Genomic DNA, 13,391 nt, shown 5'->3' on the forward strand with positions numbered 1-13,391 from the left:
CTCAAAACCGTCCTATACATCCTACACCCTCTCTTCAAACCCTACAATCCTACACGAATCCTACAGGAATCCTACACAAACCCTACACTTAAAAGAATATAACTTATTGATATTTAACCACTTATAAAGTGTAGGATCATTTTAGAGAAAGATTCGCCGATTTTATACTTTTGAGGAAAATTTTCTAACACACCGAACAACTAATTAAATAATTGACTATCAATATATTATTCACAATTTGATTCGCGTAAAAATTTTCCATTGGTATTTTTTATCAGTATTCGGACTCTCCGTCCAGGCTCAACAGAAAATCCTGTTTTAACCGGGCGTAATTAAATAGCGGGGCCGAAGTGTTGGAATATTTTGCACTTTCCCCATAGTCGTTGTTCCGGAAACGCACCGAGTTCTTATACTCCACAAAGGCCTCGTGTACCCGCATCATATCCAACAAATCCTGCCGGGCCGGAGGAGTTTTACGGTAGATCTGAAAGAACTCTTTGGCAAACTCCGGATAGATTTTGGCATAACGCAAAGCCAAAAAGCGTCCGTCATCGGTAAACTTGTAGTCGATATTATTGCGGAAACGGGAGCGGTCATGCAGGTTCTGGAACGTTTCGAAAAACATGGACAAATCGCTTTTGGTGCTGTTGATGTTGTATTGCCGGAGCATATTTTTATAACCGATCTCCAAAAAGCGCTCTTGCAGGCTTTTTTCCTCTTCTCCGGTAAAAAGGGTAATTTGATTCGCTCTGGCCAGGATAAAGGTGGGAGTCAGGATTACGGCCATATTGTTCACCAACCGGTTGGCAAACTTACCTTGTCCCATCTGTTGCAAGCGATCATAAAACCAGGTGTACACTTTTTCAAAGTTCTTTTCCACAGTTGCCCGTTGTATTAATACCTCGGCAGAGATGGCCGACAGGTTGCCGTTTTCCAGCTTCTGCAAGTGGTTGTAGGCTTCGGTTTGCTCCTTTGTTTTTTTGATGGAGTCCACGCCAATGTAAATACAGCGGCTGAAGAAAATGGTGTCTTCCGGTAGGTAGTTAGAGGTTAAGGTTAAAGCACTGCGAATATCCACACTGGTCGTTTCTACTCCCTGGGTAATGGCTGCCCGTTCATAACCACCTCCATCATAGACTGACTGGAGCGTACCTTGCACCTCACTGGGTAGAAAATTATGGTATTCATCCAACCAGAGTATTGCATTGCTCATTTGCCCTAGCAAACGGGGCAACGATTTAGAAGTGTTGGGCGACTTCAGAGAGATTTCATGTTGCCGGTAACCAAACAGGCAAGTCATAGAACGGGCAATACTACTTTTCCCTGAGCCGGCCGGTCCCTTTAAAAACAAGATTGGGAAAAAATGCACTGTGTCAAACACCAGATCCCGAAACAGGCTGGCAATGTAAAAGAACATGGGAATGTAGCTTTCTTCCAGGTTAGCACGGGTAAATAAATTTGCCCATAGGTTAAAGGAAATATCCTTGCGAGACTCAAACAGGAAGCGTTCTGCATTTTTAAAAGCCGTTTTGCGGCCTTCTTCAGTATTGTAAGGCATAAAATAATGTTTTTCGTCATGTTCAATGATTCCGAATTCATCGGGTTGTACCATCTTGCCGTTAAAGCCGGCATTGGCGAAGAAAAACACCCTGGATTCCCGGTCAAAACCCAGTACGGGTACTTTTCGCGCGCCATCGCAGCCTCTAACCAGAGCCTGCTGGATACGCTTCAGATCGTTGTCAGTACCCTGGAACACATAATTCCGGGCCATCAGGCATTCGTGAAAGCGCTTTGCCGAACAAAACTCCCGGTTGTCCATCTCCAGGTATTCCGGTTCCTCATCTTCCCGGCATAACTCCAGTACCCAACTTACCCGGTTGACCAGGTCATCCGTAATTTTGTACTTAATACCAATGTTAAAGTCACAGACCGGATTCCATCCATTGCGACCGTGCAGCCAAATGCCCGAATCCCTGAATCGTATGGTTTGCTTCTCCTGCTCCTCTTCTTCCTCTTCCTGGAGAGCGGATAATGCCGCTTTTAAGACTTTTTTAAACTGTTCTTCCTCCCTGATCTTCGCATTACAGACAATTTCATCGGCCAGGTCCCAACCGCTGGGACTTGTGGGGAATAAAAGTACCGAAGGAAAGATCTTATCCTTGCGTTTACGGATGGAATTGAATTTTTCCAGGTACTCGCTTACCTTGCTTTTCTTGCCGGCCAGATCGTTGTCTATCAAATAATACACCTTGCGGTGAGAGCCTTTAAACAGGGAGAACTGCTCAAATTTTATCCCGTTGTTACCCCCTACGGCCAACCAATTATAAGAAGGGTAGAAAAAGGCCGCCAGTACGGCCGTTTTCTCACTTTCCACCAAAAAGGTATCCTTTTTACGGTCAAACAGGTGTTGCCCGTAAAAACAGCGCTCGAACTTAAAATAGTCCTGCCAGGCTTTGGAAGCCGGTACCTTATGATATTCCGGAACATATTTTATCAGATAACTTTTTCCCAGGTAATAGGGGAACTTCCCTTCCGACCGGTCCCGTGTGCCGGTGGATTCATAAGGCACAAATTTAAAGTTCAACACCTTTTCCGGATTGGCCACGCCAAATGCAGTGTAACTACCCAGGCTGCCCACCAACCAGGTTTTTAAGTGTTCTTCAGGAATATTCAGTTGTTGCCGACAAAAATGGTGAAAGGGAGAATCCATTCTCTGTAAAATCCCATCAACAAAAGGCTTGACCGGATAAATACATTTAGGTTCGGGCCGTGATGCCCCGGGAGCCTGTGTCACTTCTTTCTGACCGGATACAGATGGATAACGGTGGTATTGGCAACTGTTTTCACGGTCACAACGACCGTATTCATCGCCTACAGGTTCCCCTGTATCCGGATCTAAATAAAGATTAAACTTCTTTTCTCCACATGCCGGACAGTGGTACTTTTTGCTTGACTTGTCCAGTTGGTATTTTTTGTAGTTAGTCATTTTCAGTTGAAAAATTAGAGATTGGGAACTTGGGCGCAAAGGGGCAACCGCTCCAGGACCTCAGTCAGGTAACTATAGCGAATTGTGCTTTTCAATAATATCCAGCATAAGGATTGATGTTCAATTCTCCCACCGTACATTTGGCGCAAGATATTCAATGCTTCTTCCCGGTTGTACCCAGTGTCCAACCGGGCCATACCTTCCGTGAGCTGATCAGACCAAAAAGGTCTTACTTCCAGGGCTTCGGCTTCACAAACCGGACTTTCCTTTCCCTTCTCGGAGAGTACAATCAAATATTTTCTCCCCGCTATAAATTTCGTAGTATACAACCGGATGGTAGAAAAGCAGTCGGTACAAAGCTTTTTGTTCCAGTTATGTGAGAACTTAATGATTTCCATGGTGATTAAATGGTTTCATAAGGTGAATTACAAGTCCTAGTGACTTAGCGTATGGAATGAAAAATACTCCAGCACTTCTTCGGAGCTTTCTACTCCAATCGGGTAAAAACGGAGGCCATTGTCAACTTTAACACCATCCCAACATCCTTCGGAATCACAATAGGCAATCCGGTAGTTTTCCAATTCCAAGGCTTCATTTTCGGCAATTTCCAACAGTACATTATCCATATCGTTGGTTACACTCATTCCCCCTTGGTCTTGGTCAATAATCAAAAGGATGTTTGGAGGTAATACCCGGTAGGTATAAGAGGCCGCAAACATGCGCATTTGACGTTTTTCCTTAGGGTCATTAAAGTCCTTTAGAATTTTTTGCCAACAACACGGTCCAATCCCTCGTTCTATGCTTTGTTCTACCAAAAGCGTTTTACCACAACGGGCACAAGAAATAGTACTCATGGTATAAGAAATTTAAGGGTAACAATGTTTTTAGATTCGCAATAGGTGATTTCCTTCAAAATGCAATGGTACTTGGAGAAAACCTTGAGCAATGGAGCTAAGAGTGAAGCCCGGTAAGGGCCGAAAGGGTGTAAACCCAACGTGTACAAGTTTCTCTGTTGAGGATCTTTTGTTATATAATAACTGTGTACAGCATACGCTGTTATTAAATTTCTCAACCAAAAATCAAGAACTGAGATGGCCATATTTTAGTAATTTATGCAACATCTAGTCCTATTTTTTGGATATACTTTTTTGTTTCATCTTCTAACTCCGGAAGAGTTTTTAGGGAATCTTCAAAAAGATAATCAGGGTCTTTTAGTTGTGAAATATTCAAATTAAGTACTTCTCCCAGTTCTAATAATACAAATGGGTTTGTGCATCTACCAGATACAGTATTTAGATACGTGTTTTCACTAATTTTATGGCCAGATCGGCTACAACGTACTAAAACAATCTTTTTTAACTTCCTATTACTTTCAACACTGAGACACTTTTTAATGCGAAAGCCTAATTTGTAGTTATTACTACTTTTACTTTTGTTCTTTTTCATAGTTGACTTTTTTAACAAATAATAGTTTTCCTGTACTACTGATAATCAGTTGATACCAGAAGTTAAGTGTTAATTTTTTTTTCTTTTAAAAGTGAAACTTTTTAACCTTCCTGTACTAAAAAACGTTATAAAAGAATCCCTAACACTTTGTGTAGATGTTTAATATATTTGTATTAATCACAAGTAATTGTGATACAATATTAAATTTTTAAACTTTTATATCCAAATATTTAAACTAATTATTTTGGATAAATATCTATTTCCAGGAAAAAGGCATGAGTATCAAGGAAACAGTAAAGAAATTAGCTCAATCAAAAAATTTAACACTAGAAGATTTAGCTACTAAATCTGGTATATCAAGAGGGACATTTTACAATATCCTTCGTCTTGAGGATGGCAAACTATCTCAATTTAAAAAAATTGCAGAAGCCCTAGAAGTAGACATATTTGAAATGCTAGGATCTGATAAAGATATAAGTAAACCATTTGTACAAGGAGATGGCAACTTCACTATGAACAATAGTAAATCAGGAGGAGATATGAATGTAAAAGGAAATGGAGGCTATGGAGATATAGATGAGATAAAGAAAAAAAATGAGTTTTTAGAAGCTGAAAACAAAAGTTTAGAGAAGAAAAATAAAGAATTATATGAGAAACTTTTGGAATGTAAAGACAGCTTAATCAAAGCTTTAGGTAACTAATAAATCCTTTAATATAAATACTAGTTATTTGAAGAACAATTTACAAATGAAAGAAAAACTAAGCGAGAAACTAGACAGATTTGTTCATGGAAGTAATAATTTCTCGATGAACAATTCAACTAACCAACAAAACTTAGAATTTAATTTTCAAAAAATCGAAACAAATCTTTACGTACTAGACAAAAACAGTAAAGAAGCCATCAAATTACAACAGAAATTAATTATTGATTCTTTAAGAGAGCTTTTAGCTCAAAACTATGTAATGTATGAAACAATACGCAAGTTAAAAGAAGAGAGACCCCAAAGCCCTTTATCAGCCTAATTATTTATATACAATACTGGCTTTTGCCAGTATTTTTTTTCAATTGTTAAAACTGAAAAATCATGTTAGGTAAAGTTATTGAAATTGCCATTTCTTCCGCTCTGGAAAGCGTCAAATTTTGCGACAGATTTGCGCCAAAATTGCTCCTTGAAGGTTGCGACAGAATGAATATTTTGCGACAAGGAGTTAATTCATTGTATTTAAATGAAATAGGTGGATATGTTAGAGAAAAATTTTATATTTAATATAAGAAACATAATTATTCATCCAATCAATGAATCACCATGCAAATGCTAGCCGAAAACGAAAAACTTGAAAAAGCATGTCAAGAAGCTAAAGACAAATTTCATAAGTTGGGAGAAGGTGAATACCAGGAAATCATCTCCAAACTGCAATATGTCATTGTCAGCTATAATGCGGACAAGAACCCCATTGGCTTGTACGAGATTGGCGAAAAGGCACTACAATTATTAAAAGAACACAAAAAGAAAGCCCCGAGACAAGTCTCCAAAAAACTGATCGATGACCTGGAAAAAGCTATTCAGATGAGGGAAAACTAATACTCACCGTTCATGCACTTCTTGAGATTTCGAATAGTACCGTCTTATAATAGTTTCTGCCGGTTTATTTTGGGGAGTATAATCCGAACAATGCTCCCCTCCACTTTTTTGATGCTGTGAGTACCATTTCCATAAAAAACCTCCGGCAAACCATGTATTAGACCAAAACACCTCATAAAGCGCCTGGTAGGCATTTTTTTGCGCTTGCAAATTCACCTGAATGGTTTTTTGCCTGCGTCCGCGCGTAGTGGGCAACTCCCACTGCTTGCCTGTAGCCTGATCAATGCTCCGGTATCCGTATTCGGTAAACAATACTGGTTTGCCCACCTCTTTCTGTAATTGACTGATAGCCATAAGCGGTTTTTCCCAGGCTTTTTTTAATTCTTTCACGCTTGGGCTGGCGTTCATAGACAACGGAAAATAAGCATCCAACCCAATATAATCCAACTGAGGCCAAAACATTATCTGTTCATAATTATCCCAATTGGCAGCATATGTTAATTCCCCGGTGTAAACCTCCCGGACTCTCTCAATTAAAACGTTCCAAAAGACTTCTCGCTGTACCACAGCTTTCCGAAATTCGGTACCGATACAAAACAGCTCTACGTGTAGCGAATCAGCCAATCGAGCATGGTGTAAAATATAGCGAGTATAATTACGTTCCCATGCCTTCCACTCTTTTTCGGAGTGAAGGGCAAAATCACCTGCCCACCCCTGTCCTTTTACCCAGACATGCGGCTTTAGCATTACCCGCAAACCTTTCTCTTTCGCTAGCCGGATACTTTCCAACACCCCCTCCGTTCGCTCACCCCACCATTGCCTCTCTTGATCAAAAGAAACGCCCGTTGAATTTCCATTTATAAAAGCATAAGGAATAATAGCTACCCAATTAGCAGAAACACCCACAATTGGCTGAAACACATCCCCTTCAAAGGGTTTTGGCGGTGCTACCAAACTCACACCGTTCATTTTTTCGACTGGAAAATCACTTTCCTTATCGCTTAAAAAGACCCAAGAGGCGCCTCCTATCAAAACCAAGGTCAATACTCCCAAAACTATTCGCATCTTGTCAAAGTGTTTGTATTCTTCGTAGTGCTTCCCGCCTACTCAAACCACTCAACTCCGTTTTCTCCACAAACTTCAAAACTTCGTCCGGTGCGTATTTTGCATATTCCCGCAAAGCCCAACCGATGGCTTTGCGAATGAAAAATTCTTTGGAGTGAGTTAAAGGCAAAATGAAAGAAGTCAACAAAGAAAAGTCCGTATCTTTTTTATATTTCAATTGGAAAATAATGCAAGTTCGCTGAAGCCATATATTTTGAGAACTTATCCATTTGCTTGTCCACGCCAATCGCTCTTCGGGAAATTTTTTAAATGTATACCCTACCAAATCAGAAGCAATAAAGTCTACTGTATCCCACCAGGATTTTTGTAAAATAATTTCTTCCAACAGCGGTAGGTCTTCAACAGACAACTTCCTTTTGCACTTTGCCAAAAGTTCCATTGCAACATATTGCCACTCTCGCTCCGGCAATTGCCAACAGACTCTGACGACCTCCTCCAAAAGAGACTTTTCCGGCAATCCTTGTTTTTTATAAAAATCGCGGAAAAGCACTTTTCTCTCCGGTGATTTAACCCCATAAAAAGCAAATTGATTTTTTAAATATTGAGAGGCCCATTGAGCATTTTCAACATTCCGATTGTCTTCAAATGCCTGTTGCAAAGGTTGTAAATAGTGTTGTGCATTCATAGGTGTGTAGTGATCCCCTGACTCAAAAATTCATAACTTTATCTAAGCTAGCAGCAAAAACACCAAAGCAGACAAAAGTCAAGTGATTTTCTTTTTCTTTTTTGCAGCAGGGAATAAAACATTATTTAAAATCAACCTGTATCCCGGAGAATTGGGGTGCAAATTCAGATCTGTTGGCTCTTCGTTCAATGTATGCCGGTAATCTTCCGGGTCATGCCCGCCATAAAAAGTCCAGGTTCCTTTACCTATGACTCCATGAATATACCGCACTTCATTTGCTTCGGGGGTCTCCCCCATGATAATGACTTCCGGCTTCAGGAATTCCTTTTTAAAAGCAGTGGTCAACCCCATAAAACCTTTGATATTGGACGCGTGGTTTTGAGTCAACATAGTTGGAATAGGATCCCATTTGGCAGAAAACTGAAACAGTTTGAAATAGTCATTTTCTTCTGTGATCCCGTTGCGTTCAAAGGATTGGTTATCAATATTGGAAAATTCTACCCGTAGAGGGTCTTCCACCAATTGAAAATCTTTAAAAGCAAATGTATTTTCATAATTTAGCTTTTGATTCATATGTATATCCATCGCATCTCCATCGTACATAGGCGCACAAATATCAACCCCTTCGGCTGCCAGAGCCAAATCATACGTATCAGCTGCGGAGCACATGGCAAACAAAAAACCTCCTCCTACACAGTATTCCTTAATCTTTTTGGCCACCGCTCGTTTTAACTCGGAAACTTTTTTGAAGCCAAATTCTTTTGCCAAAGCTTCGGCTTCTCTCTTTTCAGCTTTGTACCAATTTGTAGAACCGAACGTACGGTGCAACTTACAATACTGCCCGGTAAAATCTTCATGATGTAAATGCAGCCAATCGTACTCTGCCAACTTATCCCTTAACACTTCTTGATCATACACCACATCATAGGGGATTTCCGCATAGGTCAATACCAAGGTCACCGCATCATCCCAAGGCTGTTTGGTTTTAGGAGAATATACGGCAATTTTAGGGGGGACTTCCAGCTTTACAATATCCATATTGGAAGAAGGGCTTTTGATCTGTTCTTTCAATTTGAGCGTTTGAGCATCCGAAACGATTTCGTACGAAACACCTCGCAACAACAACTCCTCCTCAAAGCTCTTGTAATATTCACATAAAAAACTTCCTCCGCGGTAATTCAGTAACCACTCGACATCTACCTCTTGATGCAAGACCCAATAAGAAACCCCATAAGCTTTCAAATGATTGGCCTGAGCAACATCCATAGGAATCAAAAGAGAGGCAGCAGGAAGCGGTAGTACAAGAAGAAGCATACCCAAGCCTAATAACAGTTTCGCCAATAAAGTCCGCATCGTTTTCATGATTACTTGATGTATATCAAATTGAAAGGTCCAGCTATCTACACTTTTGTGTAAACCACAAGGGACCACAATGTAATTTCTAGGACAATATTGTAAAAAAAATCAATTATTCAAGGAGTGCTCAATGATACCACACAGGATATTATTACTTTTTCAACTCATTAAAAAAGCTTAAACAGCTTATCAAAAACAACAACACAAATCACTTATAATCAATAATTTACAAAATAAAATTCAAATAAATAACACTTCTACAAGCAGTATTCGAACATCCCATTTCAACACATTTCACATTAACAGATGTTAGAGCTCGCTGTCACTTATTAACATTTAACCCTCGTAATATATCCGGTAAATTACCCCTGCAAAATCATCAGAGACCAACATGGAGCCATCCGGCATCAATTCAATATCTACAGGTCTTCCCCATGCTTGTTGACCTTGAAGCCACCCTTGGGCAAAAGGTTTATAATCGGTCACTTGATTTCCTTGCAGGGTGATCAATGAAACTTGATACCCTACTTTGGAAGAGCGGTTCCAGGAGCCGTGTTCTGCGATAAATATTTGTTTTTGATACTCTTCAGGAAATTGTCCGGCCGTATAAAATTCCATTCCTAACGCAGCCACATGAGCGCCCAATACTTTGGCCGGAGCTACAAAATCCGAACAGGCTTTTTTCTTACCAAACTCCGGATCCGCGATCGATCCCGCATGACAATACGGAAACCCGTAATGTTGTCCTGCGTTTTGCACTCTATTTAATTCATCTCCGGGAATATCGTCTCCCATACGGTCGCGGCCATTGTCCGTAAACCATAGCTCATCCGTATCGGGATGCCAATCAAAACCCACAGTATTTCGCACTCCATGAGCATACACTTCCAGACCTGTACCATCCGGGTTGATCCGGGTAATGGATGCATACATTTTATTCTTTCTTTCACAAACATTACAAGGGGCACCTACCGGAATATACAATTTACCATCCGGACCAAAGGCAATATACTTCCAGCCATGCCAGGTATCCGAAGGGTATTTATCATAAACAACTTTATAAGTCGGTTTTGCCGTTAGCTGTTGTTCTATATTTTCAAATTTGATCAGGCGATTCACCTCTGCGACATACAAGGTCCCGTCCTTAAAGGCTACCCCATTGGGCATTTTCAAGCCTTCAGCCAGTACCAGTACTTTCTCCGCTCTTTGGTCTTTGTCTTCGTCCAACAGGGCATACACCTTCCCCTCGTTACGGGTTCCCACATACAAAACCCCTGATGGACTTAATGCCATTGATCTTGCATTTTCCACACCTTCGGCATATATTTCGATTTTAAACCCGGCTGGCAATTGGATATTATCCAAAGGAAGGTTGCTTTCTGTAGTCGTACCGGTTTGAGTAGATTTACTTTCTTCTCCGCACGCCATTATCCCAAAGCATAGGAATATAAGGAACAGTACCATGTTATTTTGTAAATGGATTTGCATGATCAATTGAATAGGTTAGCTTTCTGAAGTTAGCAATAAATTACCCCTCCTCAAAATCTACTTCCGGACAATCAGGGGATTTTTCGTGAAGTAAGTTTACCTTTGTCAGGAAGGATTCATTTCTCTATAGGAGCTAACAGCCAAGCTTTTACTCCAACAGGCATGGCACATTCCTTAAATCTCCGTATACTTACTAATAAAAGATTTGAAAAAACTATGGAAATCAATTATTCCTTTAACCTGGTACTCATTATCATCATCGTAGCAATAAGTTTATATACGGGCAACCGTCCGGCCTTGCTACAAAAGTTGATGATGAACCCCTACCGGATTGTTCATAATAAAGAATATTACCGTATGCTCAGTTCGGGATTTATCCATGGCGGTATGGCTCATTTATTTTTCAACTGTTTTACACTGTATTTTTTCGGAAGCTTAATGGAGCGTATTTTCAATCAACTATTCGGCCCATTAGGCACGCTCTACTACTTGCTGTTATTTATACTTGGGGTAGTCATTTCCGACATCCCCACCCTTGTGAAACATAAAAACAATTTTCACTACAATTCTCTGGGGGCTTCCGGAGGCGTATCGGCAGTGGTGTTCGCCAGTATCATTTTCAATCCGCTGGGAGAGATCTATCTTTTTTTAATTCCTTTTGGAATCCCAGGATTTATTTTGGGCTTAGTTTATCTTATTTATTCTTATTACCAATCCAAAAACAGTTCGGATCATATCAATCACGATGCGCACTTTTTCGGAGCCTTGTTTGGAGTGGCTTACAGTGTAATTTTATACCCTTCGGTTATCCCCCACTTTTTCAGAGAGTTATCCCGATGGACGTTTTTTTAGACAAAAAAAGTTCATTTTTTTTGCTGTGATAATTTGCGAATAACAAATCTCATTATATCTTTGCATCACCATTAACAAACACAGCAAGCGAGAATAGCTCAGCTGGTAGAGCGCAACCTTGCCAAGGTTGAGGTCGCGGGTTCGAACCCCGTTTCTCGCTCCAAAAAGCCCAAAGTAGTTTGGGCTTTCTATTTGCCGGGATGGTGGAATTGGTAGACACGCAAGACTTAAAATCTTGTGCCCCTTGGGGCGTGCGGGTTCAAGTCCCGCTCCTGGTACAACCTTCGAAAATCAAAATAGCAACTTATTGAAAATCAATAAGTTGCTATTTTTTTTGTTGCACAAGTGCTATTTACGGTGGGATTTGGGTGTGTATGTTTCACCTTTATAGCACAAGCATATGTTATCTATCAAAGTTTTTCCTCACAACTACAAGCGGAAAGATGGTTCTGCTAAACTGTACCTACACATAATTATTAATCGAGAAAGCCTTAGAATTGCGACCGGAGTGTATTGGCCTCCCAAGTATTTCGCGGACGCCAACCTTATCTTGAGAAAGATGATCAGTAAGGCAAACGATATTTTTATTCGCTACCGGTTGATGGAGATCCCCCTGGATTTGGATACTCTAAAAAAAGAACTGAACAAGAACATTGACCGGAATGATTTTATTCAGTTTTTTGAACAGACTCTGAAAATGCGCTGGGGAAAAGGGATTATTAAAGATGGAACCAAGAAAAATCATCAGAACACCTTGAATCGTCTTAAGCAGTATGATCCAAAGCTCAAGTTCACCGATTTTCACCCCAAATGGGCGGAAGAATACGATGCCTACCTTCGCAATAAATGCAGACTTAAAAATTATAACTCTCGCTGGAGTCAACACACCGTTATCAAATCCTATCTCAACTATGCGAAGGCTGAAAGTATCGTATTTGTGAACCCTTATGATTTCTTTAAATTAAAGAAGGTAGACGGGAAATGGGAAGCATTGGAGAGACTTGAACTCAAAGCTCTATTAGACTTCTATAATAGCATTTACATTACCTCTCCGGAGAAAAAAGCCCTCCGGATGTTTCTCTTTTCATGCTTTACAGGGTTACGAGCCAGTGACCTGGAAAATTTACACGAAGACCATGTAAAAGAAGACCGCTTGGCACTGACGCCCATCAAAACGGAAAGATTTGACAAGCAAATAGAGGTTCCCTTAAATGAGTTCGCCTTGAAACTTTTAGAAGAAGAGCGTGAAATCAGTGTACTGGGAAAGTTATTCAGAAGTTTTCACCGAAATACCGTCAACAAAAAGCTAAAAATGATTGCCAAACGAATTGGCATAAACAAGCGACTACACTTACATGTAGGCAGGGAAACCTTTGCTACGTTGTTGGTGGACAACAATGTACAGCTACCGGTCATTCAAGAACTTATGGGTCACAGTAAAATCACTACCACCCGCAAATACATCAAGATCAACCTGGAAATGAAAAAAAGGGGGGGTCAACAAGCTGGAAAATCTCTAACACATCCCTTTGGCATAACCCTTGACGTTATGGGGATACTACTAAACATTCGATACCATGACCTACGCAATAATTATCAGTTACTTATTCTTTGTTTTGGTATTTTCCCTGTGGCGTTCGGGGTACCTTCAACGCAAATGGTACCAGGCGGTGGAAGAACTGCAACTGGAGGGCAAGATCAGCGAACAAGAGGCCGGAGAACTTAAAAAAGACTTTCAGGTAAAGTTGTATTTTAAACCTACTTGGACGGATTTGCATAGCTGTGTACCGATTGATTCCTTATCAAAAGTACGACAGCTTCACCGGGGATGAATGGGGATATTTAGCTACTTTAAGTTGATATTTAACCTATATTCTTTCCTCCCCACAGCTCCTTTTATAAAAATCTACTATTTTAAATAGTAAAAACA

14 protein-coding genes and 2 tRNA genes are annotated in these 13,391 nt (G+C 40.3%); 8 read left to right on the forward strand and 8 right to left on the reverse strand.

Features of this window, described 5'->3' with window-relative positions; genetic code table 11:
- Positions 1-274 precede the first annotated feature (274 nt).
- The 4 genes from AAG747_RS14120 to AAG747_RS14135 form a co-directional block, all read right to left on the reverse strand.
- Entirely contained in the window at positions 275-2,986 is a 2,712-nt protein-coding gene (locus tag AAG747_RS14120; RefSeq protein WP_346821828.1) for a DUF6371 domain-containing protein, read from the reverse strand.
- Positions 2,987-3,000: 14 nt separating this feature from the next.
- Positions 3,001-3,384, reverse strand: a complete 384-nt coding sequence (locus tag AAG747_RS14125; RefSeq protein ID WP_346821829.1) for an ASCH domain-containing protein — start codon at positions 3,382-3,384, stop codon at positions 3,001-3,003.
- Positions 3,385-3,420: 36 nt separating this feature from the next.
- Entirely contained in the window at positions 3,421-3,840 is a 420-nt protein-coding gene (locus tag AAG747_RS14130; protein ID WP_346821830.1) for a DUF6011 domain-containing protein, read from the reverse strand.
- A 256-nt stretch (positions 3,841-4,096) separates the two neighbouring features.
- Complete coding sequence (locus AAG747_RS14135) at positions 4,097-4,432, reverse strand: hypothetical protein (RefSeq protein ID WP_346821831.1); 336 nt, start codon at positions 4,430-4,432, stop codon at positions 4,097-4,099.
- Positions 4,433-4,707: 275 nt separating this feature from the next.
- On the opposite strand from AAG747_RS14135, the gene AAG747_RS14140 reads away from it, so the two are divergent.
- From AAG747_RS14140 to AAG747_RS14155, 4 genes are all read left to right on the forward strand, one after another.
- Positions 4,708-5,133 (forward strand): helix-turn-helix domain-containing protein, encoded by a 426-nt coding sequence (locus tag AAG747_RS14140; protein WP_346821832.1) that lies wholly within the window; start codon positions 4,708-4,710, stop codon positions 5,131-5,133.
- Between the two features lie 46 nt (positions 5,134-5,179).
- Positions 5,180-5,455 carry a hypothetical protein gene (locus tag AAG747_RS14145; RefSeq protein WP_346821833.1) on the forward strand — a complete coding sequence of 92 codons (276 nt, stop codon included), beginning with the start codon at positions 5,180-5,182 and terminating at the stop codon, positions 5,453-5,455.
- Between the two features lie 62 nt (positions 5,456-5,517).
- On the forward strand, positions 5,518-5,700 hold the full coding sequence (locus AAG747_RS14150; RefSeq protein WP_346821834.1) for a hypothetical protein: 183 nt from the start codon (positions 5,518-5,520) through the stop codon (positions 5,698-5,700).
- Positions 5,701-5,739: 39 nt separating this feature from the next.
- Positions 5,740-6,015: a hypothetical protein gene (locus tag AAG747_RS14155; protein WP_346821835.1), complete on the forward strand. Its 276-nt coding sequence runs from the start codon at positions 5,740-5,742 to the stop codon at positions 6,013-6,015.
- A 3-nt stretch (positions 6,016-6,018) separates the two neighbouring features.
- Here the strand turns inward: AAG747_RS14155 and AAG747_RS14160 are convergent, their stop codons facing one another.
- From AAG747_RS14160 to AAG747_RS14175, 4 genes are all read right to left on the reverse strand, one after another.
- The gene (locus AAG747_RS14160) at positions 6,019-7,080 is read right to left on the reverse strand and encodes a glycoside hydrolase family 113 (protein WP_346821836.1); all 1,062 of its coding nucleotides are present in this window, start codon (positions 7,078-7,080) and stop codon (positions 6,019-6,021) included.
- Between the two features lie 4 nt (positions 7,081-7,084).
- Entirely contained in the window at positions 7,085-7,765 is a 681-nt protein-coding gene (locus AAG747_RS14165; protein WP_346821837.1) for a DNA alkylation repair protein, read from the reverse strand.
- A gap of 78 nt (positions 7,766-7,843) precedes the next feature.
- On the reverse strand, positions 7,844-9,118 hold the full coding sequence (locus AAG747_RS14170) for an asparagine synthetase B (RefSeq protein WP_346821960.1): 1,275 nt from the start codon (positions 9,116-9,118) through the stop codon (positions 7,844-7,846).
- A gap of 339 nt (positions 9,119-9,457) precedes the next feature.
- The gene (locus AAG747_RS14175; protein WP_346821838.1) at positions 9,458-10,609 is read right to left on the reverse strand and encodes a PQQ-dependent sugar dehydrogenase; all 1,152 of its coding nucleotides are present in this window, start codon (positions 10,607-10,609) and stop codon (positions 9,458-9,460) included.
- Between the two features lie 216 nt (positions 10,610-10,825).
- Here AAG747_RS14175 and AAG747_RS14180 point away from each other — a divergent pair, with 216 nt between their 5' ends.
- From AAG747_RS14180 to AAG747_RS14195, 4 genes are all read left to right on the forward strand, one after another.
- A complete protein-coding gene (locus AAG747_RS14180; RefSeq protein ID WP_346821839.1) occupies positions 10,826-11,461 on the forward strand; it encodes a rhomboid family intramembrane serine protease in 636 nt (211 codons plus the stop codon).
- 87 nt (positions 11,462-11,548) lie between these two features.
- Positions 11,549-11,624, forward strand: a tRNA-Gly gene (locus AAG747_RS14185).
- Positions 11,625-11,655: 31 nt separating this feature from the next.
- Positions 11,656-11,739 (forward strand) — tRNA-Leu (locus tag AAG747_RS14190).
- A 281-nt stretch (positions 11,740-12,020) separates the two neighbouring features.
- Positions 12,021-13,187 (forward strand): site-specific integrase, encoded by a 1,167-nt coding sequence (locus tag AAG747_RS14195; RefSeq protein ID WP_346821840.1) that lies wholly within the window; start codon positions 12,021-12,023, stop codon positions 13,185-13,187.
- Positions 13,188-13,391: the final 204 nt, after the last annotated feature.

The organism is Rapidithrix thailandica, from assembly GCF_039710355.1.
Classification (GTDB): domain Bacteria; phylum Bacteroidota; class Bacteroidia; order Cytophagales; family Flammeovirgaceae; genus Rapidithrix; species Rapidithrix thailandica.

Bases quoted from the DNA above. Each gene is read 5' to 3' on its own strand.
- AAG747_RS14165 (WP_346821837.1), bottom strand. From the start codon at position 7,765: ATGAATGCACAACACTATTTACAACCTTTGCAACAGGCATTTGAAGAC.
- AAG747_RS14120 (WP_346821828.1), bottom strand. From the start codon at position 2,986: ATGACTAACTACAAAAAATACCAACTGGACAAGTCAAGCAAAAAGTAC.
- AAG747_RS14180 (WP_346821839.1), top strand. From the start codon at position 10,826: ATGGAAATCAATTATTCCTTTAACCTGGTACTCATTATCATCATCGTA.
- AAG747_RS14150 (WP_346821834.1), top strand. From the start codon at position 5,518: ATGTTAGGTAAAGTTATTGAAATTGCCATTTCTTCCGCTCTGGAAAGC.
- AAG747_RS14170 (WP_346821960.1), bottom strand. From the start codon at position 9,118: ATGCGGACTTTATTGGCGAAACTGTTATTAGGCTTGGGTATGCTTCTT.
- AAG747_RS14135 (WP_346821831.1), bottom strand. From the start codon at position 4,432: ATGAAAAAGAACAAAAGTAAAAGTAGTAATAACTACAAATTAGGCTTT.
- AAG747_RS14175 (WP_346821838.1), bottom strand. From the start codon at position 10,609: ATGCAAATCCATTTACAAAATAACATGGTACTGTTCCTTATATTCCTA.
- AAG747_RS14130 (WP_346821830.1), bottom strand. From the start codon at position 3,840: ATGAGTACTATTTCTTGTGCCCGTTGTGGTAAAACGCTTTTGGTAGAA.
- AAG747_RS14125 (WP_346821829.1), bottom strand. From the start codon at position 3,384: ATGGAAATCATTAAGTTCTCACATAACTGGAACAAAAAGCTTTGTACC.
- AAG747_RS14140 (WP_346821832.1), top strand. From the start codon at position 4,708: ATGAGTATCAAGGAAACAGTAAAGAAATTAGCTCAATCAAAAAATTTA.
- AAG747_RS14195 (WP_346821840.1), top strand. From the start codon at position 12,021: ATGATCAGTAAGGCAAACGATATTTTTATTCGCTACCGGTTGATGGAG.
- AAG747_RS14160 (WP_346821836.1), bottom strand. From the start codon at position 7,080: ATGCGAATAGTTTTGGGAGTATTGACCTTGGTTTTGATAGGAGGCGCC.
- AAG747_RS14145 (WP_346821833.1), top strand. From the start codon at position 5,180: ATGAAAGAAAAACTAAGCGAGAAACTAGACAGATTTGTTCATGGAAGT.
- AAG747_RS14155 (WP_346821835.1), top strand. From the start codon at position 5,740: ATGCAAATGCTAGCCGAAAACGAAAAACTTGAAAAAGCATGTCAAGAA.